Genomic DNA, 19,057 nt, shown 5'->3' with positions numbered 1-19,057 from the left:
CCCGACCCTTCAGTAACTGCCGCGCAGGGTCAGCATGAAGTTGCGTGGTTCGCCGTAGTAGTTGCCATAGGTCGAAGTGCCCACAGTCTCGTAGTACTTCTTGTCGAACAGGTTATTGCCGTTGAGCGTCACGTCCCAGTGGTCGTCGATGCGGTACTCCACCAGGCCATTCCAGATCGCATAGCCGGCCTGGGCATAGTCGAACGGTACCGAGGCGGCGATCACCTTGCCGGTGCTGTCGACGCTGCTGGCGGTGCCGCTGACATACGTGGCGCTCTGCACCTGCACGCCGCCACCAACCTTGAAGTCGTTCAGCACGCCTGGCAGGCGATAGGTGGTGTAGAGCTTGAACAGGTGCTTGGGCATGACCGTGTTCAGCGCCGAGCCCGAGGTGCGGTTGCGGTTGAGGTTGAAGGTGTAGCCGCCGATCAGCATCCAGTCCGGCAGCAGCTCGCCGGAGACTTCCAGGTCGACACCCTTGCTCACTACCTTGCCGCTGGCCTGGTAGCAGCAGCTGCCGGAGAACAGCGCGCTCTGTTGCGGGTAGGCGAGGTCCTGCACGGCCTCGTTTTCACGGGTGGTGTAGTACAGCGCGAGGTTGGTGCTCAGCGCGCCGTCGAACAGTTCGCCCTTCAGGCCCGTCTCGTAGGTCTTGCCGGTCATCGGTTCGAGGGTGTTGCTGCTGCTCTGCGGGCCGGCCAGGCGGTTGGACTGCGGCTTGAAGATTTCCGAGTAGCTGGCGTAAGCCGACCATTGCTCGTTCACGTCATAGACCAGGCCACCGAACGGCGTGACCTTGGTGCCGATGCGCTGCTCAGGGTTGGAAACGGTGTTCCAGTTGCCATTGCTGAGTGTGCGGTAGGTCTGCCAGAAGTGGTAGCGCTGGGCGCGGCCGCCGACGACCAAGTGCAACGGCTCGGCCAACTGCAGGCGCAAGCTGGCATACAGACCGTATTGGCGCTGGGAGTTGGGGCTGTAGTCGCGGGTGTAGTTGCGCGCACTGGACTGGTCGGGGAACGGGCTGCTGTCGGGGTCGAACACATTCGCCGGGCTGCCTGCGTCGGCGTGCGCCGCAGTGCCCAGCCAGCGGCTGTCGATTTTCTGGTAGTCGGCGCCCAGTGTCAGCTCGTGGTCCAGGCCAAAGGCCTGGAAGTGCCCGGCCAGGTTGCCGTCCCACAGGTGCTGTTCATTCTCCTGGCGGCTGAGGGTGCCGTACCAGGTCGCGCCGGTGCCGGTCACCGGGTTGACCGCGTTCAGCGTGGAGGCGGTCTTGAACAGGCCCAGGTCCCAAATGTTGGTGTAGCTGAGGTTGAGCTTCCAGTCATCGTTGAAACGGTGGTCGAGCTTGGCGAAGTACTCGCGCGCCGTCACGTCGATGTAGGACCAGTTCTGGGTCAGGCCGGTATGCCGTGGCAGGCCCAGGTCGGCGCCGTTGGCGTAGCGCGGCACAGAACTCTGGGTGCCGGTTTCGTGGGCCTTGTTGTAGCGCACGCCGAAGGTGAGCATGGTGTCGTCGGTCACATCGGCTTCGAACACGCCATACACCAGCGGCTTTTCGCTGGCGCGGTTGTCGATGAAGTACTGGCGGTCGGTGTTGGCCACCACCAGGCGTCCGCGCAAGCGGCCATCCCAGCCCAGCGGGCCGGACAGGTCGATCTCCTGGCGGTAGTTGTCCCAGCTGCCGGCGGACAGGGTGAATTTGAACTGGTTGTAGGCGGTAGGGCGCTTGCGCACCAGGTTGATCATGCCGCCCGGGTCGCCGGTGCCGCCGAACAGCGCGCCAGCACCGCGCAGCACCTCGACGTGGTCGAACTCGGCCAGGTCGAAGATGTTCGAGGAGTAGAACGAGCCCATCGACGTGCCCAAAGACTGCGGCGCGGCGCCGTCGATCTGCAGGTTCTGGATTGAGAAGCCGCGCGAGATGAAGTCCTGGGTGCGCACGGTGGTGCTCTGGGTGATGATCCCCGGGGTCACCTTCATCGCCTGGTTGATGTCGGTGAGCTGCTGGTCTTCGATCAGCTGGCGGGTCACCACCGACACCGATTGCGGCGTCTCGCGCACGCTGATGGGGGTCTTGGAGCCGACGCTGATCAGCCCCGGGGCGTAGGAGCGAGTGTTCTCGGTGCTCTCGCCCATGCCCTGGCCGGCCACCGTGGTCGCGGTCAGCTCCATTACCCTGGCCTCTGCCGCCTGCGGCTCGGCCACCAAGCGGTAACCGTTGGCGCTGCGCGCGCTGCGGTAGCCACTGCCGGCCAGCAGCACGGCGAAACCGCTGTCCACCGAATACAGGCCGTGCAGGCCTTCGCTGCGGCGACCCGCCAGGTCCTGGGGTTGCAACACCACGGCCACGCCGGATTGCTGGGCGAAGCGATTCAAGGCTTCGGCCAGGTTGCCGGCGGGCACGTCGTAATGCTGGCGGGCTTCGTCCTGGGCCAGGGCAGGGGCAACCAGCACCGGCGCGGCCAGCCCTGCGCAAGCGAGGCGCAGGCACAGCGGTAGCGGGCTGAGGAGGGGGCGGCCAGGGAATCGGCGCATGGTGGTGTGGCTCCTTTCTTGATCTGTTGGCCTGTTGATTGACGGGCCACGCGCAAGAAGCGGAACCACGGCGATTCAATGTGTGCTGTGCACGCGCTCGACCGTGGTCCACCAGGGGCCGAGCCGCTTGATGCGAATCGGCAGGGCCTCGGCCAGCAGTTGCAGTGCACGCTGGCTGTCATCCAGCGGCAGCACGGCCGACACCGTGATGCCGTGCAGTGTCTGGCGGTCGTAGCGCAGCAACCCACTGCGCTGCGCGGCCAGGGCATCGAGCACCTGGTCCAGGGGCATGCCATCGGCCACTAGCTGGTGTCGCTGCCAGGCCAGTTCGATGCGTTGTGGGTCGATGGCCGGCAGCGGCCCGACCCGTTCGCGCTCGACCCAGGCCCGCTCGCCGGGGCCGGCTACCAGATACCCGCCAGCCTGGGCGCTGCGTGCTTCGACCTGCGATGCGAGCATGGTCAGTTCGCTGCGTCCGCTGCCCTGGCTGACCACGAAACGCGTGCCCAGCGCACGGAAGCTGCCTTCGTCGGTCTGCACCACGAACGGCCGCGCCGTGTCGTGGGCGACATCCACTAACACTTGGCCACGCAACAGGCGCAGGCGCCGCTCGCCGGCGGTGAAGTGCACGTCGATCGACGAATTGCCGGCCAGGGTAAGGCGAGAACCGTCCTCGAGGGTTTCACTGCGCCATTGCGCGGGCGCGGTGTGCAGGTCTGCCAGCCAGTCCCCGGGTTGCCAGCCATCGACACGCAGGCCCCCGAACAGTAGCCCGGCCAGGGCCAAGCCCAACAGCGTGCGCCTTGCCATTGCTGTGCGCCGCACCGTCGGCCTGCCCGTGGCCAGCGCTGCAGCCGCCGGGCCGCGCTGTTCGCGCAGGCCCTGCAGCTGGCTGATGACACTTTGCATGCGCTGCAAGGTTGCGCGGTGGCGGGGGTCGGCCAGCAGCCAAACGTCCAGCTCGCGCTGCTCGTCTGCGCTCAGTGGCTCCTCGCCCAGGCGCAGTACCCACTCCGCTGCCTGCTCCTCGATCGAGGCCATGCTCAACCCTCGCCGAGGTCCAGCGCCTGGTGGCAATGCACCAGTGCCTGGGCGAGGTGCTTGCGCACCATGCGTGGCGAGATGCCCAGGCGTTCAGCGATCTGCGGCTGGCTGAGTTCGTCCAGGTAGTAGCCGACGAAGGCCTGGCGGGTATTGTGGTGCAGGCCTTCGAGCAGGAAGGCGATCTGCTCAAGCGCTTCGAGGGTGACCAGGATACGTTCTGGCGACTGATGCCCTTCGAGGGCATCGACGGTCAAGGCAAGCTCCGCCAGGTAAGCGCTCTCGATCTGCTGGCGACGCGCCTGGTCGATCATCAGCCGTCGCGCCGTGGTGCTCAGGTAGGCTCGCGGCTCGCGCATGCCCAGCAGGGCGTCGCGCGAAGCGAGAATGCGCACGAAGGTGTCCTGCATCAGGTCCGCCGCGCGGTGCGAACAGCGCAACTTGCGCCGCAGCCAGCCGAACAGCCAGCCATGGTGCTCGTTGTACAGCTGTTCTAGCGGGTACGGGCTGGGTGAGTCGGCGGAGTGCATGGGATACCGGCGCGTAAGTGAGAATCGTTACCGGATGTTAGCCAGTCGGGATACCGTTGCGCAACTGGCGGTTTATTCGTCGGTTTCCTGAATGGCCGCTGAACTGATTGCAATCCGTTCATGAAAATGGCCGTTTCGGACTAATTGTCACCTAATTTTTCACAAAAATTTGAGGAGCCGGTTTCTACAGTTGCGCCAACTTTCCCACGGTGCCAAACGGCCGAGGGTTGATAAACACTCTGGATTAAACACCCATGTTGAACTTCAAATCCCTGCGGACTGAATGGGTCACGCTGCTGGCCAGTGTTTACCTGCTGATTGGCTTCAACGTGTTTTTGTGGGAGCACCTGCAGCAGGTGGTGCCGGCCGGTTTGCCTGGGCTGTGGCTGAGCCTGGCGTTCGCCGCGTTGATGTTGTTCGCGTTCAATCTGGTGTTGACGCTGTTTGCTTTTCGTTATGTATTGAAACCGCTATTGATCGTGTTGTTCATGAGCGGTGCCGGTGTCGCTTACTTCATGAATCAATACGGCGTACTTATCGATGCCGGCATGTTCCGTAATCTGGCCGAAACCAATGTAACGGAAGTGCGCGATCTGCTCGCTTTCAAGTTTGCCGCTTATATAGTATTGCTCGGTGTACTGCCGTCACTGTTACTGTGGAAAGCCCCCATCGCCTACCGGGCCTGGCACCGTGAAGTGCTCGGCAAGCTGGTGGTCAGCGGTGCCTGTGTGGTGGCATTGGGCTCGGTGGCGCTGGTCAACTACCAGGGGCTGTCTTCGCTGTTTCGCAATCACCATGAACTGCGCCTGATGCTCACGCCGAGCAATATCGTGGGGGCTTCCATCGGTTATGTCGGTGAGCGGGTGGGTACTGCAGCCAGGCCGTTCCAGAGTTACGGTACCGATGCCCGGCGTGATGCCGCCTGGCAGCATCATGAGCGCAAGTCGCTGACGGTGCTGGTCGTGGGTGAAAGTGCACGGGCGGACCATTTCGGCGTGCTCGGGTATGGCCGTGAAACCACCCCCAACCTGGCCAGGCAACAGGGCTTGCTGGCGTTCTCCGATGTGCGCTCCTGCGGGACTGAAACAGCGGTTTCGGTGCCGTGCATGTTCTCCGGCATGCCGCGCAAGGACTACGATGCCCGCGTGGCGAAGAACCGCGAAGGCTTGCTGGATATCCTTCAGCGCGCCGGCCTGGCCGTAGAGTGGCGTGACAACCAGTCAGGCTGCAAGGGCACCTGTGACCGCGTGCAGTTCGTCGATGTCAGCAACCTCAAGGACCCGGCGCTGTGCGCCAACAGTGAGTGCCACGACGAAATCCTCCTGCAGGGCCTGGGCGAGCTGATCGACAACCTCGACAAGGACACTGTGCTGGTGCTGCACCAGATGGGCAGCCACGGCCCGGAGTACTTCAAGCGCTACCCCAGCGGCAGCGAACGCTTCACCCCGGTGTGCCAGAGCAACGCCCTGAACCAGTGCAGCGAACAGGAAATCATCAACGGCTACGACAACACGCTGGCCTATACCGACAAGGTGCTGGCTTCGTTGATCGACACCCTGCGCAGCAAACAGGACAAGGTCGACACGGCGATGATCTACCTCTCCGACCACGGCGAGTCGCTGGGGGAGTACAACCTGTTCCTGCACGGCACCCCGTACGCCATTGCCCCCGACCAGCAGAAACACGTGCCGCTGCTGACCTGGTTCTCCGACAGCTACAAGGAAGACTTCGGCCTGGACACCGATTGCCTGGCCAAGCTCAGCGATGCGCCGCTGTCGCAGGACAACTTGTTCCACTCCATGCTGGGCCTGCTGCAAGTGCATACCCAGGTCTACCAGCAGTCGCTGGACATATTTGCCAGCTGCCGCCCATGGCTGGCGGCCAAGCGCTGATCGATTACGCTTTCAATATCCGCGAGGGCACGGCGGTCGCCAGGTTTCACCCGCAGTGCCCGCGCCGTATATACTGCGCGCCAATGTTTGTGGGAGAGCCTCGTGGCCATCGAAATACACTGGATCCGTGACGACCAGACCCTGGCCGAACTCTGCCAGAAGTGGCGCAAGCTGCCCTTCGTGGCGCTCGACACCGAATTCATGCGGGTCGACACGTTTTACCCGAAAGCCGGCCTGATCCAGATCGGCGACGGCGAGCGGGCTTTCCTCATCGACCCGTTGCTGATCGGCGACTGGCGGCCGCTGGGCGAATTGCTCGACGACGCTGGCGTGGTCAAGGTGCTGCACGCCTGCAGCGAAGACCTTGAGGTACTGCTGCGCCTGACCGGCAAGCTGCCGCAGCCGCTGTTCGATACGCAGCTTGCCGCGGGCTACCTGAACCTGGGCTTCTCCATGGGCTATTCGCGCCTGGTGCAGGAAGTACTGGGCCTGGAGCTGCCCAAGGGCGAGACCCGCTCGGACTGGCTGCAGCGTCCGCTGTCGGACACCCAGGTCAGCTATGCCGCCGAAGATGCCGTGCACCTGGCCGAGCTGTTCGAGGCCCTTCGCCCACGGCTGTCCGACGACAAGTACGCCTGGGTGCTGGAAGACGGCGCCGAGCTGGTCGCGGCCCTGCGCCGTGAAGTCGAGCCCGAGAGCCTGTACCGCGATGTCAAGCTGGCCTGGAAGCTGCGCCCCCAGCAACTGGCGGTGCTGCGCGAACTGTGCGCCTGGCGCGAGCGTGAAGCCCGTAGCCGCGATGTGCCGCGCAACCGCATCCTCAAGGAGCACTCGCTGTGGCCCATGGCCAAGGGTCAACCGGACAACCTGTCGGCGCTGGCCAAGATCGAGGAAATGCACCCGCGCACCATCCGTCAGGACGGCGCCGTGCTGATCGAGCTGATCAAGCGTGCGGCCAGCCTGGCGCCTGAACAATGGCCGGCCACGCTGCCCGAGCCGCTGCCGATCGAAGCCGCCGGCATTCTCAAGCGCCTGCGCGCCATCGGCCAGGCCGAAGGCGAGCGCCTTGGCATCGCCCCGGAGCTGATGCTGCGCAAGAAAGCCCTGGAAGCCCTGCTGAAAAGTGGCTACCCCAACGGCCCCTATCAACTGCCCGATTCGCTGCGCGGCTGGCGCCGTGAGCGGATGGGCCAGGCCCTGCTGGACGACCTGGCAGGCGCCGGAGAGACCCGATGAAACGTATCTGCTCGATCTACAAGAGCCCCCGCAAAAACGAAATGTACCTCTACGTGCTCAAGGCCGAAGGCCTGGAGCGCGTGCCTGAGGCGCTGCTGCCGTTCTTCGGCAAGCCCGTGCACGCCTTCGACCTGGTACTGACCCCCGAACGCACGCTGGCCCGCGAAGACATCGTCAAAGTGCTGGATAACCTGGAAACGCAGGGCTATCACCTGCAGATGCCGCCGGCCGAAGACGAGTACATCGAGCACCTGCCCGAAGAGCTGCTGCGCCGCAACGACCCGGTCTGACCCAGGCCCGGTCCCCTCATATACCCAGGTGGCCCGCATGGCGGGCTGCTTTCGTTGTCTGCCAAGGTTGTCACTTTGATGCGCGTTCTGATCGCTGAACAGGATCATGCCACCTACGCCCGGCTGTTGGGCGAAGCTGCCCCGGAGTTGGAAATCCTGACCAGCGGCGACTCCGCCGAACTGGCCCGGCAGGCCCCGCAGTGCCAGGTCTGGCTGGGCCAGCCGGACCTGCTGGCGAGCCTGCTGCGCCAAGGCCACCAGCCGGCCTGGATGCAATCGACCTGGGCCGGCATCACGCCGTTGCTGGCCGAGGGGTTGCCCAGGGATTATCGGCTGACCCGTGCGGTTGGCATCTTCGGCCAGGTGATGGCCGAGTACATGCTCACCTACATGCTGGGGCACGAGCGGGAAGTGCTGTCGCGGCTGGTCAGCCAGGTCGAGCGCCGTTGGGACGACCGCCCGGGGCGCACGCTTGAAGGGCGCAAGGTGCTGATCGTCGGCACCGGTGATATTGGCCAGTGCGTGGCCGAGTTCCTGCAGCCGTTTGGCGTAACCCTGTATGGCATCGCCAGCACGGCCCGTGAGCAGGCGCCGTTTGTGGAAGTGGCCGGGTTGGCGGAGTTGCCGCGCATGGTCGGGCAGGCTGACTACGTGCTCAACCTGCTCCCGGATACGCCCGCCACCCATGACCTGTACGACGCCGCGTTGTTCAAGTGCTTCCAGCCCAGCGCACTGTTCATCAATGCCGGGCGCGGGGTGGCGGTGGTCGATGCCGACCTGGTCGAGGCCCTGAAAGAGGGGTACCTGGCAGGCGCGGTGATCGATGTGTGTCGGCAGGAGCCGCTGCCGCAGCGCCACCCGTTCTGGACGGCCTGGGGCTTGCTGCTGACCGGGCACAGCTCGGCGCCCACCTCGCCGGCAGCGATGGTGCGGTTGTTTGTCGAGAATGTGCGCGAGTATCAGGCCGGGCAGGGGTTGCGTGGGGAAGTGGATTTCGCTCGGGGTTATTGATTAAAAGGTGGCTGTGCTGGCCTCTTCACGGGGCAAGCCCGCTCCCACAGAGGCCAGGGTATACAACACTGTTTACAGGCTGAAATCCCCCTCAGCTGCCAGCTCGCTCAGCGGCCGGCGCGGGCTTGGCACTTCGCGCGCCTGCAGGCCTTCGTCCAGGCTCGCCTTGTCGCCCAACTTGCCGATCGCCACCATGGCATGCAGCACGTACCCATCAGGAATCTTCAATTCCTTGCGTGCCAGCTCCTGATCGAACCCGGCCATGCCATGGGTATGCCAGCCGCTGATGCTCGCCTGCAGCGCCAGGTGGCCCCAGGCGGAACCGGTGTCGAAGGTGTGCCACAGGGCCGGCTTTTCTTCGCTGGCGCCCGGGGCGGCGAAGGTGGTTTTGGAGATGATCAGCACCAGCGCCGAGGCCTGCTGCGCCCAGCTGCGGTTGAACGGCACCAGCAGGCTCAGGTAACGCTCCCAGCTCGGCGTGTCGCGGCGCGCGTAGAGGAAGCGCCACGGTTGCGAGTTGTAGGCCGACGGCGCCCAGCGGGCGGCTTCGAGGAAGCTCAGCAGGGTTTCTTCGCTGATCGGCTCGGCGGTAAAGGCACGTGGCGACCAGCGATTGATGAACTGTTCGTTGATGGCGTAATCGGCGATGCGGGGGTTGGCGCTCATGGCTGTTCCTGCAACTGAGGGGAAAGAGCGCACGCTACTGCGTCCGCTCGGTACTGACAAGCGGTCTGGCGTTGCCGAAGGCCAGGCTCTAGACTGGCGCCGCCGCGCGCCGCGGCCTCAAGATGACTGCAGGAAACCCGTGTGATGATCGCTGAAAGTGCGCCGTTCTGGCGGCGCAAGACCCTCGAACAACTCGACCCGCAAGAGTGGGAGTCGCTGTGTGACGGCTGTGGCCTGTGCTGCCTGCAAAAACTCGAGGACGAGGACGACAACAGCGTCTATTACACGCGCATCGCCTGCAAGCTGCTGGACCTGAACACCTGCCAGTGCAGCGACTACCCCAATCGCTTCGCCGAGGTGCCCGACTGCATCCAGCTCACCCCGGGCAAGGCCGACCAGTTCAAGTGGTTGCCGAGCACCTGCGGTTATCGCCTGGTCAGCGAGGGCAAGGACCTGCCGGCCTGGCACCACCTGGTCTGTGGCGATCGCCAACAGGTGCATGAACAGCGCATTTCCCAGTCGGGGCGTATGCTCAGGGAGCAGGATGTGGACGAAGACGACTGGGAAGACCACCTGATCTTTCGCGCCAGCTGAGCGGCGCGGGCCGTCGCCTCTGGGGAACAAGGAGTTTCTGTATGCGTTGCCAGTTGTTGCTGCTCCTGGGCCTCATGGCCAGTCAGCCGGCCTGGGCGAAAAAAGTCGACCTCGACTACCAGGTCCGCCTGCTGCCCGCCAATGGCCAGGCCGAAGTACGCTTGACCCTGGCCGAAGGCAGCGCCGTGCGCAGCCTCGACTTCGACCTGGGCAAGGTGGGTGCCTACAGCGGCTTCCAGGCTGACGGCCAGTGGCAGGTGCAGGGCGAGCGCGGTGTGTGGCACCCGGCGGCGGGCAAGACCAGTCTCAGCTACCGGGTGAAGCTGGACCAGAAGCTGCGCAGCGGCGCCTATTCCTCGCGCATTACGCCGCATTGGGCGTTGTTCCTTGGCGACCAGCTGGTGCCACCGGCACGGCTTGACCAGCAAGACGGCACCGAGCTGGTGGCGCGCCTGTCGGTCGACCTCCCCGAAGGCTGGAAGAGCATCGAAACCTCCTGGCCGCGGGTTGGCAAGGACAAGTTCCGCATCGACAACGTCTCGCGCCTGTTTGATCGCCCGACAGGCTGGATGCTCGCGGGTGACCTGGGCAGCCGCCGCGCCCGCCTGGGCGAAACCGATGTGACGGTGGCGGCACCGGTGGGGCAGGGCATGCGGCGGATGGACAACCTGACCTTGCTGACCTTCGTCTGGCCGCACTTGCAGGCCGTGTTCCCGCGCAACCCGCCCAAACTGCTGCTGATCGGTGCCCGGGATGGCATGTGGCGCGGAGCGATGTCGGCACGCGGTTCGCTGTACGTGCACAGTACACGGCCCATGGTTAGCGAAAATGGCAGCAGCCCGTTGCTGCGCGAACTGGTGCAGCTCTTTGCGCAGATCCGCGTGAGTGCCGACAGTGAGTGGCTGGGCCAGAGCCTCACCGATTATTACGCCAATGAACTGCTGCGTCGGGCCGGGGGCGTGAGCGATGACCGTTACCAGGTGTGGCAGGCGCGTTTGCAGAAGCAGGGCGCTAAGGTCACCCAACTGCGCGGCGAGCATGCAAGCCCGGCCCAGGTGGCGCGTGGGGTGTTGCTGTTGCAGGCGCTGGACAAGGAAATCCGCATCCACACCCAGGCCAAGCGGTCGTTGGACGATGTGACGCAGGCATTGATGCGCTTGCCCAAGGTCAGTACCGAGGAGTTCGTGCAGATCAGCGAGAACGTGCTGGGGCGGCGGTCCGAGGTGTTGCAGAGCAAGGCACTTCGCTAGTGCCCCTGGTGCCAGTACTGGCCTCTTCGCGGGCGGGTGCCGCGAAAGGGCCAGTACAGGCAACCCCTCAACTACCGGTGAGCGGATCTTTCCCCGTCACCGTCACCCCGCGCGTCGCCGCATCGGCACTGCGCTTGAGTGCCTGCAACTCTTCTGCGCTGCGCTCGATGTCCGAACGCAAGCGGTGATATTCCTGACGATGCTGCTGCCACCAGGTCTTGGTCGCGCAATGCCCGCTGACGCCGCGCGCCACCGCGATGCCGCCCACCACCATCTGCAGCAGCCCGATCAGGCCGCCGTGGCGCAGGCCCTTGCTGAACATCAGCGCGCCGCCGGCCAGTGAACCGACCCGCTCCAGGCCCTGGACATTGTGTTCCGGTGATGCCGATGTGGAATGAATATCGAGCATGGCAAGCCCTCCCTGTGAAGTGTAAGCAGCTGACTCGCCCGCAGCCCGCGCCGTTCAGTCGATGTGCCGAGCGGTAGCGCGATAGGCGGTGAAGGCTGCGCAGCGCGACGTCTTTGCCTCGGCCAATGTCAGGTCTGGTCAAATGCGTGGCGGATTGGGGCAACATCGTGTTCGCCCGGGGCCCCTGTTCGTGATGCCGCAGCATCGCATGGAGGTGTCGCTGACCCTGGCGTTGGCGCGCGCTTCGTGCGCAAGTGTCTTGTCTGGATAATTACCTGTCCGGTTTGGCAATGCAGCTTCAAGGGTGTTTAATCTCACCTTAAATCTCGCTCGAGCCCTTTAAATCAGGGGCTTCCAGCAATTTCACCGTTCATCGAAAATGCTGTAGACACATTGTCTAACAGTGCCCTATAGTCGTTATACAAATAGTAGACACAGCGCTATGACAACAAAGAAGGCCGCCATGAATGCCACCGTTCAACCGATCAGTGCAGAGGTGCCGCAGGACCGCAAGGCCGTCCTCGCCGAAGCGCTGCGCCGCCGAATCCTCAGCATGGAACTGGCCCCTGGCGCGGTAGTGGACGAACTGGCGCTGTGCGACGAGTTCGGCCTGTCGCGCCCCCCGGTGCGTGAGCTGCTGCGCCAGATCGCCGCTGAAGGCTACATCGAGCTGGAAGCCAACCGCGCACCGCGGGTTGCCGCGATGAACCACGACTCGCTGCACAGCTTCTTTGTTGCCGCCCCTCTCATTTACATCGCCACTACCCAACTGGCCGCCACTTACGCCAGCGAAGCCGAAATCGAAGTGCTCAAGGCCATCCAGGCGCAGTTCCGCCAGGCTATCGAAGAGCGCGATGTGGAAAACCGCGTGCTCTACAACGACGCCTTTCACCTGGAAATTGGCAAGATGGCGCACAACGACTACCTGATGCCGAGCCTGCGTCGCCTGCTGATCGACCATACCCGGCTGGGCAAGATCTTCTATCGCCACCCGACCACCGATGACATGCAGCGCGACCTCGAGGCCGCCTGCGATCAGCACGACCAGATGATCCAGGCCATCGAGCGCCGCGACCCGCAGGCCGCCGGGCAACTGGTGCGCGAGCACTTCGAGCTGTCGCGTCGGCGCATGGCCGAATACGCCGCCCCGCAAGGGCTGGATGTACCTCTTCAACTATGAGTTCACCAGGTCTCGCCGCTGGCGCTGACCGCTCGTCAACAACACGATCCAGGTTAGTGACATGACAAGAATAAGTTCGTTACCTGCCGATGATGCCACCTGTGGCTGGTATCACCTGAGCGAACCGCGCACACCGCGCCCGGCCCACAATGGCCATAGCCAGGCGCGCTGGGTGGTGGTCGGCGCCGGCTTCACTGGCCTGGCTGCGGCGCGCCAGCTGGCAACGAACTTCCCGCATGACGAGATCATACTGATCGAGGCCCAGGAGGTCGGTTTCGGCACTTCCGGGCGCAATGCCGGTTTTGCCATCGACCTGCCCCATGACATCGGTGCCGAGGACTACATTGGCGACATCGGTATTGCCAAGACTGTACTCAAGCTCAACCTGGGCGGGCAGTCCTACCTCAAAGAGCTGATCGAGCGCCATGACATCGAGTGCCAGTTTCGCCACTGCGGCAAATACCAGGCAGCCATCGAAGACCGCGGCATCGCCGTGCTGGATGCCTACCGCCGCGGCCTGGACAAGCTCGGCCAGCCTTACGAGGTAATTGAAGGGCGCGACCTGCCGGAGCACATCGGCACGCACTTCTACCGCAAGGGCCTGTTCACCCCCGGCACAGCGCTGCTGCAGCCCTCGGCGCTGGTGAAGGGCCTGGCCGACAGTTTGCCGAGCAACGTCTCCCTCTATGAAAACACCCCGATCACCGACGTCGAGTACGGTGACAAGGTGGTGCTGCGCCACGCCAACGGTTCGATCACGGCCGACAAGCTGGTGCTTACCACCAACGCCTTCGGCATGAGCTTCGGGTTCCTCAAAGGCCGCATGCTGCCGGTGTTCACCTACGCCAGCATCACCCGCCCGCTGACCGAGGAAGAACAGGCTCGCCTGGGAGGCAAGGCGCACTGGGGCGTGATCCCGGCAGACCCGTTCGGCACCACCCTGCGCCGCACCGTCGACAATCGCCTGCTGATCCGCAACAGCTTCAGCTACAACCCCGATGGGCGCAGCAACCGTAAATACCTTGCACGCTTCGTCGAGCGTCATCGCGATTCGTTTGCCCGACGCTTTCCGATGTTGCCCGAGGTGAACGTCGAATATACCTGGGGCGGTGCGCTGGCACTGTCGCGCAACCACATGGGCTTCTTCGGCAAGTTGGCGCCGAATGTAGTGGGCGCACTGTGCTGCAATGGCCTGGGTGTTACACGTGGCACGGTCACCGGTAAGTTGCTGGCCGATTGGCTGGCGGGGGACAAGCACGAACTTATCGAATTTCTGCTCAATGCCCCCGGACCTTGCGCGAATCCGCCGCAGCCTTTGGTTTCCTTGGGTTTGAACGCCAACCTGATGTGGGGGCAAATGCGCGCGGGCAAAGAAAGCTGATCGTTTATATACGTTAGGCCATTGAATATTTGACGTCGGTCGTATTTGACCGATACGGGCTCCCTTTGCCCGAACTTGATGATCGAGATGCGCAGTCCGGTCACCCGAAGTTGAAGAAGTTTTCAGTTTCGCGGGTGCGCTCGCCTTGAAAACGTGCAGGCAAATGATGGGTAGGAACAATAATGACAAGTCCGAATATTTCGATTGAAGATGTACCGATCAACCGCTTTCACCAGTTGCTGACGCTGCGGTCCGGCGGTGGTTCGTTCGTCGATGGCTATGTGTTGAGCATCATCGGCGTGGCCATGGTGCAGATGTCTGCCGGCCTCAACCTGACCAGCTTCTGGCAGGGCATGATTGCCGCCTCGGCGCTGATCGGCATTTTCTTTGGCGGCTTCTTCGGCGGTTGGCTCACCGACCGCTTCGGCCGCAAACGCGTGTTCTTCGTCGGGCCGACCCTGTTCATTCTGTCCTCGGTCGCGCAATTCTGGGTGGAGTCGGCGCTGGCGCTGTTCATGCTGCGCTTTGCCATCGGCATCGCCGTGGGCATCGAATACCCGGTGGCGACTTCGTTGCTGGTGGAGTTCCTGCCCAAGAAGAACCGCGGCCCACGCCTGGCCACCCTGACCGTGCTGTGGTTCGCCGGCGCGGCTACCGCCTATGTCATCGGTCAGGCCATCCTGTTGCACGGCGGTGACGATGCCTGGCGGCTGGTGCTGGCCAGTGCCGCCGTGATCGGTGCGTTGCTGTTCGCCATCCGCCTGGGCACCCCGGAGTCGCCGCGTTGGCTGATCAGCAAGGGCCGTTCGGCCGAAGCCGAGCAGGTGATCAAACGGGTCTACGGCAACGACTTCTGCTTGGGCAACCTGCCGGAGGAGCCGAAGGCCCGCAAACTGTCGTTCTTCAGCCTGCTGCACTCCGGCTACGGCAAACGCATGTTGTTCGTCACCATGTTCTGGACCTGCTCGGTGATCCCGGTGTTTGCCGTCTATGCCTTTGCCCCGAGGGTGCTGGGCGCGCTCAACCTCAAGGGCGACTGGGCGTCGATCGGTTCGGTCGCCATCACATTCCTGTTCGTGGTCGGCTGCATCATCGGTACTCGCCTGCTCAATACCATTGGCCGGCGTACCACGCTGCTGCACAGCTTCTTCTGGTCGGGGCTGGCGCTGCTTGGGCTGGGGGCCTTCAGCAGTGGCAACGAGATGCTCATCCTGGTGCTGTTCGGTGCCTATGCGCTGTTCATCGGCGGTGCCCAGGTGCTGCAACTCGTCTACCCCAACGAACTGTTCCCCACCGAAATTCGTGCCGGCGCCGTGGGCGTGGGCACCTCCATGTCGCGGGTCGGTGCAGCGGTCGGTACCTGGCTGGTGCCCATCGCCCTCGACAACTATGGCATCGGCGCAACCATGTATGCCGCCGCTGCCGTGACCTTCGTCGGCCTGGCCTTTTCCATCGCCCTGGCCCCGGAAACCCGCTCGCTGAACCTGCAACAGGCCGCTTCGCTGGGCTGAACCCATGACACCCGCCGCCGCGTCGATCCGCGGCGGCCTCTACTGATCAAAGCACTGGAGAACTCACCGTGAAATTCGAAGGCATCTACACCCCGGCAATCACTCCGCTGGCTGCGGACGGCTCGATCGACAAGGCAGCGTTTGCCGAGGTCCTCGAATACCTGGTCGAATCGAAAATCCACGGCGTCATCATCGGTGGGTCCACCGGTGAGTACTACGCGCACACCACCCAGGAGCGCATCGAGCTGGCCGCCCAGGCCAAGGACGTGCTCAACGGCCGCCTGCCACTGATCGTCGGCACCGGTGGCATCCGCACCGAAGATGCCGTGGCCTTCGCCCAGCACGCCAAGGAAATCAAGGCCGACGCGCTGCTGGTCGGCACCCCGCCTTACGCACTGCCGACCCAGCAGGAAATCGCCCTGCACGTCAAAGCCGTCGACGCCGCCGCTGGCCTGCCGATCATGCTCTACAACTACCCAGGCCGCATGAGCGTGAGCATGGGTGAGGAGTTTTTCGATGCCGTGGCTGATGTGAAGAACATCGTCGCCATCAAGGAAAGCTCCGGTGACATGGCCCAGCTGCACCGCCTTGCCATCCACCGCCCGAACATCCAGCTGTCGTGCGGCTGGGACGACCAGGCCCTGGAGTTCTTCGCCTGGGGCGCACAGAGCTGGGTGTGCGCCGGCTCCAACTTCATCCCGCGCGAGCACGTGGCCCTGTATGAAGCCTGCGTGATCGAAAAAGACTTCGACAAAGGCCGCAAGATCATGGCCGCCATGATGCCGCTGATGGACTTCCTTGAAGGTGGCAAGTTCGTCCAGGCCATCAAGAACGGCGTAGCCCTCAACGGCCTGAGCACCGGTGGCGTGCGCAAGCCGCTGTACGACCTGGATGCCGCCGAGAAGCAAGCGCTGGCGCGGGTCGTCAGCGAACTCAAGCGCACCATCGCACAGATCACAGGAGGTGCCTGAAAATGGCTGAATTGCTGAGCAAGGAACAATACGCGGCCATCGCCGCCGACCTGCAACTGCGCACCCAGGCGTTCATCGACGGTGAATTCCACGATGCCATCTCGGGGCGTACCTTCGTCACCACCAACCCGGCCACCGGCAAGCAACTGGCCGAGGTGGCCGCTTGCGACGTGCAAGACGTCGATGTTGCCGTGGCGGCCGCCAAGCGCGTATTCGAAGACGGCGCGTGGTCCAAGTTGCAGCCCGGCGAGCGCAAGCACATCCTGCTGAAGTTCGCCCAGCTGCTGGAAGACAACAGCCACGAACTGGCGGTGCTGGAAGCGCTGGACAGCGGCAAGCCGGTCAGCGAGTGCCAGAACGTCGATGTGCCCGAAACCATCCATACCCTCCGCTGGCACGCCGAGCTGATCGACAAGATCTACGACAACACTGCCCCCACCGGCAACGCGGCCGTCACCATGGTGGTGCGCGAAGCCATTGGCGTGGTCGGCCTGGTGCTGCCGTGGAACTTCCCGCTGCTGATGCTGGCCTGGAAGATCGCCCCGTCGCTGGCCGCCGGTTGCTCGATCGTGGTCAAGCCCGCCAAGGAAACCACCCTCAGCGCCCTGCGGGTGGCCGAACTGGCCCACCAAGCGGGCGTGCCTGCCGGCGTGTTCAACCTGGTGCCTGGCGGTGGCCGTGAAGTGGGCGAAGCCATCGGCCGCCACATGGACATCCCGATGGTCAGCTTCACCGGTTCCACCGACACCGGCCGCCTGTTCCTGAAGTACTCCGCCGAGTCCAACCTCAAGCGCATTGTCCTGGAGCTGGGTGGCAAGAACCCGGCCGTGGTCATGAACGACTGCGAAGACCTCGACGAGGTGGCCCAGTTCGTCACCGCCGGTGCGTTCTGGAACATGGGCGAGAACTGCTCGGCATCCTCGCGCCTGATCGTGCACAAGGACGTCAAGGATGAGCTGCTGACGCTCATCGGCAAGCACCTGAAAGACTGGAAGCTGGGTGACCCGCTGGACCCGGAAAACCGCCTGGGCGCGATGGTCAGCAAATCGCACTTCGAGAAGGTCAGGTCGTACCTGGAATATGCTGGCGAGCAGAAACTCAACGTGGTGCACGGGGGAGAGACCGAGCAGGGCGTGTTCGTGCAGCCGACCATCGTCGATGGCGTGGCCCGCGACAACAAATTGTTCGTCGAGGAAATCTTCGGGCCGGTGCTGAGCGTGACCAGCTTCGAGACGATCGACGAAGCGATCGAGTTGGCCAACGACACTATCTATGGCCTGGCCGCCTCGGCCTACACCGGCAGCCTGCGCAATGCCTTGCGCCTGTCGCGGGAAATCCGCGCGGGCGTGGTGACGGTCAACTGCTTCGGCGAGGGCGATGCCTCGACGCCGTTCGGTGGCTATAAAGAGTCCGGCTTTGGTGGGCGTGACAAGTCCATCTGGGCCCATGACCAGTACACGGAGCTGAAGACCATCTGGATCAACGCTTCGTGAGCTGACTGCAGGGCGGTGCTGTTCTGACGGAGCTCAGCACCCGGCCGCCTTTGTGGTGTCAGGGCTTGCCGGCGATGAAGCCGGTTCAGACACCCCAACGGCGGCTTTTCTGTTACTTGAACTTGGGCCCCGAACGGGTGTTCAAGCCCTTGGCCATGCGGTCATACAGCACCACATTCACCGTCGCCGCCAGGTTCATGCAGCCCTCGGTGGGGATGTAGATGGTCTCTTCACACCACCCACGCACATCGGCATCCAGGCTGCCATCTTCCGGCCCGAAGATGTAGATGGCGCGATCAGGGTGGGTGTATTCAGGTAGCGGTCGCGCGCCTTCTACCAGTTCCACGGCAACCGGCGTGCAACCCAGCGGGATGATGCGCTGCAGGTCGTCGATGCCGATCAGCGGGATGTCGTAGTGCACACGCTTGGTGTCGGTGACGAAATCACGCGCGCGTTCATAGCGCTTTCCGGTGTAGAACACCGAGTTGACGCCGTAGCAACCCGCTGCGCGCATCACCGAACCGACGTTCTCCGCAGACTTGGGGTTGAACAGGCCGATGCAGCTGTACCGTTTGTTTGCCACGTGCCGGGGCCCTTCGCAAAAAAAGCGCGATTATACGGGCTTGCCGGCGGCAGCGGTGGCTGTATCGACGGTCAGTCTTTCTTCAGTAAACCCGCAAGCCCGGCGAACGGGTTGTGGGTGGCCTTGGCGATGCTCGGGGTGCTGGTGGAGCCTTCGCTGAAGTACTGCTGGTCGGTGTAGCGCGAGTGCTCGTTGTCGTGGCAGTACAGGCACAGCAGCTCCCAGTTGGAGCCATCCTGCGGATTGTTGTCGTGGTTGTGGTCGCGGTGGTGCACGGTCAGCTCGCTCAGGCGCTTGCCGGCGAACTCGCGGGCGCAGCGGCCGCAGACGTGCGGGTACATTCTCAGGGCCTTGTCGCGGTAGCCCATTTCCTTGTCGCGCTTGGCATCGGCCAGGATGCGATCGAGGCGCGCAGTGGCGGCGGCGGAAGAGGTGGAGCTCATGGTGTTTCCTTTGTTCTGATCAGGCAGGTGACGGTTATGCC

18 protein-coding genes are annotated in these 19,057 nt (G+C 63.7%); 11 read left to right on the top strand and 7 right to left on the bottom strand.

The annotated features are described in order from the left end of the window. Positions 1-9: 9 nt before the first annotated feature. The 3 genes from ACIPIJ_RS01875 to ACIPIJ_RS01865 form a co-directional block, all read right to left on the bottom strand. Positions 10-2,535: a TonB-dependent siderophore receptor gene (locus ACIPIJ_RS01875; RefSeq protein ID WP_401072187.1), complete on the bottom strand. Its 2,526-nt coding sequence runs from the start codon at positions 2,533-2,535 to the stop codon at positions 10-12. Positions 2,536-2,610: 75 nt separating this feature from the next. Next, positions 2,611-3,576, bottom strand: a complete 966-nt coding sequence (locus ACIPIJ_RS01870) for a FecR family protein (protein WP_401072185.1) — start codon at positions 3,574-3,576, stop codon at positions 2,611-2,613. Between the two features lie 2 nt (positions 3,577-3,578). After that, positions 3,579-4,106, bottom strand: a complete 528-nt coding sequence (locus ACIPIJ_RS01865) for a sigma-70 family RNA polymerase sigma factor (protein WP_401072183.1) — start codon at positions 4,104-4,106, stop codon at positions 3,579-3,581. Between the two features lie 254 nt (positions 4,107-4,360). Between ACIPIJ_RS01865 and ACIPIJ_RS01860 the strand changes: the two genes are divergently transcribed. The 4 genes from ACIPIJ_RS01860 to ACIPIJ_RS01845 all read left to right on the top strand — a co-directional run bounded on the left by ACIPIJ_RS01860 (position 4,361) and on the right by ACIPIJ_RS01845 (position 8,535). Then, positions 4,361-5,998 carry a phosphoethanolamine transferase gene (locus ACIPIJ_RS01860; protein ID WP_401072181.1) on the top strand — a complete coding sequence of 546 codons (1,638 nt, stop codon included), beginning with the start codon at positions 4,361-4,363 and terminating at the stop codon, positions 5,996-5,998. Between the two features lie 102 nt (positions 5,999-6,100). After that, a complete protein-coding gene (gene rnd, locus ACIPIJ_RS01855; RefSeq protein WP_401072179.1) occupies positions 6,101-7,234 on the top strand; it encodes a ribonuclease D in 1,134 nt (377 codons plus the stop codon). Beyond that, on the top strand, positions 7,231-7,524 hold the full coding sequence (locus ACIPIJ_RS01850; protein WP_401072177.1) for a YcgL domain-containing protein: 294 nt from the start codon (positions 7,231-7,233) through the stop codon (positions 7,522-7,524). The genes rnd and ACIPIJ_RS01850 overlap by 4 nt, the downstream gene beginning before the upstream one ends. A 78-nt stretch (positions 7,525-7,602) precedes the next feature. Then, positions 7,603-8,535: a D-2-hydroxyacid dehydrogenase gene (locus tag ACIPIJ_RS01845; protein WP_401072175.1), complete on the top strand. Its 933-nt coding sequence runs from the start codon at positions 7,603-7,605 to the stop codon at positions 8,533-8,535. A gap of 72 nt (positions 8,536-8,607) precedes the next feature. Here the strand turns inward: ACIPIJ_RS01845 and ACIPIJ_RS01840 are convergent, their stop codons facing one another. Continuing rightward, a complete protein-coding gene (locus ACIPIJ_RS01840; protein WP_401072173.1) occupies positions 8,608-9,201 on the bottom strand; it encodes a nitroreductase family protein in 594 nt (197 codons plus the stop codon). 144 nt (positions 9,202-9,345) lie between these two features. On the opposite strand from ACIPIJ_RS01840, the gene ACIPIJ_RS01835 reads away from it, so the two are divergent. Together ACIPIJ_RS01835 and ACIPIJ_RS01830 are read left to right on the top strand one after the other, a co-directional pair. Next, a complete protein-coding gene (locus ACIPIJ_RS01835) occupies positions 9,346-9,795 on the top strand; it encodes a YcgN family cysteine cluster protein (protein ID WP_401072171.1) in 450 nt (149 codons plus the stop codon). 41 nt (positions 9,796-9,836) lie between these two features. Beyond that, positions 9,837-11,045 (top strand): hypothetical protein, encoded by a 1,209-nt coding sequence (locus ACIPIJ_RS01830; RefSeq protein ID WP_401072169.1) that lies wholly within the window; start codon positions 9,837-9,839, stop codon positions 11,043-11,045. A 67-nt stretch (positions 11,046-11,112) separates the two neighbouring features. On the opposite strand, the gene ACIPIJ_RS01825 is transcribed toward ACIPIJ_RS01830, so the two are convergent. Then, entirely contained in the window at positions 11,113-11,454 is a 342-nt protein-coding gene (locus tag ACIPIJ_RS01825; protein WP_401072167.1) for a DUF2892 domain-containing protein, read from the bottom strand. 463 nt (positions 11,455-11,917) lie between these two features. Between ACIPIJ_RS01825 and ACIPIJ_RS01820 the strand changes: the two genes are divergently transcribed. The 5 genes from ACIPIJ_RS01820 to ACIPIJ_RS01800 all read left to right on the top strand — a co-directional run bounded on the left by ACIPIJ_RS01820 (position 11,918) and on the right by ACIPIJ_RS01800 (position 17,990). Continuing rightward, positions 11,918-12,634: a GntR family transcriptional regulator gene (locus ACIPIJ_RS01820; RefSeq protein ID WP_401072165.1), complete on the top strand. Its 717-nt coding sequence runs from the start codon at positions 11,918-11,920 to the stop codon at positions 12,632-12,634. 61 nt (positions 12,635-12,695) lie between these two features. After that, a complete protein-coding gene (locus ACIPIJ_RS01815; protein WP_401072163.1) occupies positions 12,696-14,015 on the top strand; it encodes an NAD(P)/FAD-dependent oxidoreductase in 1,320 nt (439 codons plus the stop codon). A 182-nt stretch (positions 14,016-14,197) separates the two neighbouring features. Next, positions 14,198-15,526, top strand: coding sequence for an MFS transporter (locus ACIPIJ_RS01810; protein ID WP_401072161.1), 1,329 nt, complete (start codon positions 14,198-14,200; stop codon positions 15,524-15,526). Positions 15,527-15,594: 68 nt separating this feature from the next. Next, on the top strand, positions 15,595-16,497 hold the full coding sequence (locus ACIPIJ_RS01805) for a dihydrodipicolinate synthase family protein (RefSeq protein ID WP_401072159.1): 903 nt from the start codon (positions 15,595-15,597) through the stop codon (positions 16,495-16,497). Positions 16,498-16,499: 2 nt separating this feature from the next. Continuing rightward, entirely contained in the window at positions 16,500-17,990 is a 1,491-nt protein-coding gene (locus ACIPIJ_RS01800; protein WP_401072157.1) for an aldehyde dehydrogenase, read from the top strand. A 112-nt stretch (positions 17,991-18,102) separates the two neighbouring features. On the opposite strand, the gene ACIPIJ_RS01795 is transcribed toward ACIPIJ_RS01800, so the two are convergent. Continuing rightward, positions 18,103-18,573 (bottom strand): RNA methyltransferase, encoded by a 471-nt coding sequence (locus ACIPIJ_RS01795; protein ID WP_401072155.1) that lies wholly within the window; start codon positions 18,571-18,573, stop codon positions 18,103-18,105. A 71-nt stretch (positions 18,574-18,644) separates the two neighbouring features. Continuing rightward, positions 18,645-19,016 (bottom strand): YajD family HNH nuclease, encoded by a 372-nt coding sequence (locus ACIPIJ_RS01790; RefSeq protein ID WP_401072153.1) that lies wholly within the window; start codon positions 19,014-19,016, stop codon positions 18,645-18,647. Positions 19,017-19,057: the final 41 nt, after the last annotated feature.

It is taken from the genome of Pseudomonas sp. NPDC087185, assembly GCF_044744955.1.
GTDB lineage: Bacteria > Pseudomonadota > Gammaproteobacteria > Pseudomonadales > Pseudomonadaceae > Aquipseudomonas.
This window is presented reverse-complemented; position numbering and strand designations above follow the sequence as displayed.

What these genes read in the sequence shown, in the direction of transcription:
- ACIPIJ_RS01815 (WP_401072163.1), top strand. Translation starts at nt 12,696, where the DNA reads ATGACAAGAATAAGTTCGTTACCTGCCGATGATGCCACCTGTGGCTGG.
- ACIPIJ_RS01835 (WP_401072171.1), top strand. Translation starts at nt 9,346, where the DNA reads ATGATCGCTGAAAGTGCGCCGTTCTGGCGGCGCAAGACCCTCGAACAA.
- ACIPIJ_RS01845 (WP_401072175.1), top strand. Translation starts at nt 7,603, where the DNA reads ATGCGCGTTCTGATCGCTGAACAGGATCATGCCACCTACGCCCGGCTG.
- ACIPIJ_RS01790 (WP_401072153.1), bottom strand. Translation starts at nt 19,016, where the DNA reads ATGAGCTCCACCTCTTCCGCCGCCGCCACTGCGCGCCTCGATCGCATC.
- ACIPIJ_RS01820 (WP_401072165.1), top strand. Translation starts at nt 11,918, where the DNA reads ATGAATGCCACCGTTCAACCGATCAGTGCAGAGGTGCCGCAGGACCGC.
- ACIPIJ_RS01850 (WP_401072177.1), top strand. Translation starts at nt 7,231, where the DNA reads ATGAAACGTATCTGCTCGATCTACAAGAGCCCCCGCAAAAACGAAATG.
- ACIPIJ_RS01865 (WP_401072183.1), bottom strand. Translation starts at nt 4,106, where the DNA reads ATGCACTCCGCCGACTCACCCAGCCCGTACCCGCTAGAACAGCTGTAC.
- ACIPIJ_RS01830 (WP_401072169.1), top strand. Translation starts at nt 9,837, where the DNA reads ATGCGTTGCCAGTTGTTGCTGCTCCTGGGCCTCATGGCCAGTCAGCCG.
- ACIPIJ_RS01860 (WP_401072181.1), top strand. Translation starts at nt 4,361, where the DNA reads ATGTTGAACTTCAAATCCCTGCGGACTGAATGGGTCACGCTGCTGGCC.
- ACIPIJ_RS01875 (WP_401072187.1), bottom strand. Translation starts at nt 2,535, where the DNA reads ATGCGCCGATTCCCTGGCCGCCCCCTCCTCAGCCCGCTACCGCTGTGC.
- ACIPIJ_RS01800 (WP_401072157.1), top strand. Translation starts at nt 16,500, where the DNA reads ATGGCTGAATTGCTGAGCAAGGAACAATACGCGGCCATCGCCGCCGAC.
- ACIPIJ_RS01825 (WP_401072167.1), bottom strand. Translation starts at nt 11,454, where the DNA reads ATGCTCGATATTCATTCCACATCGGCATCACCGGAACACAATGTCCAG.
- ACIPIJ_RS01870 (WP_401072185.1), bottom strand. Translation starts at nt 3,576, where the DNA reads ATGGCCTCGATCGAGGAGCAGGCAGCGGAGTGGGTACTGCGCCTGGGC.
- ACIPIJ_RS01840 (WP_401072173.1), bottom strand. Translation starts at nt 9,201, where the DNA reads ATGAGCGCCAACCCCCGCATCGCCGATTACGCCATCAACGAACAGTTC.
- ACIPIJ_RS01810 (WP_401072161.1), top strand. Translation starts at nt 14,198, where the DNA reads ATGACAAGTCCGAATATTTCGATTGAAGATGTACCGATCAACCGCTTT.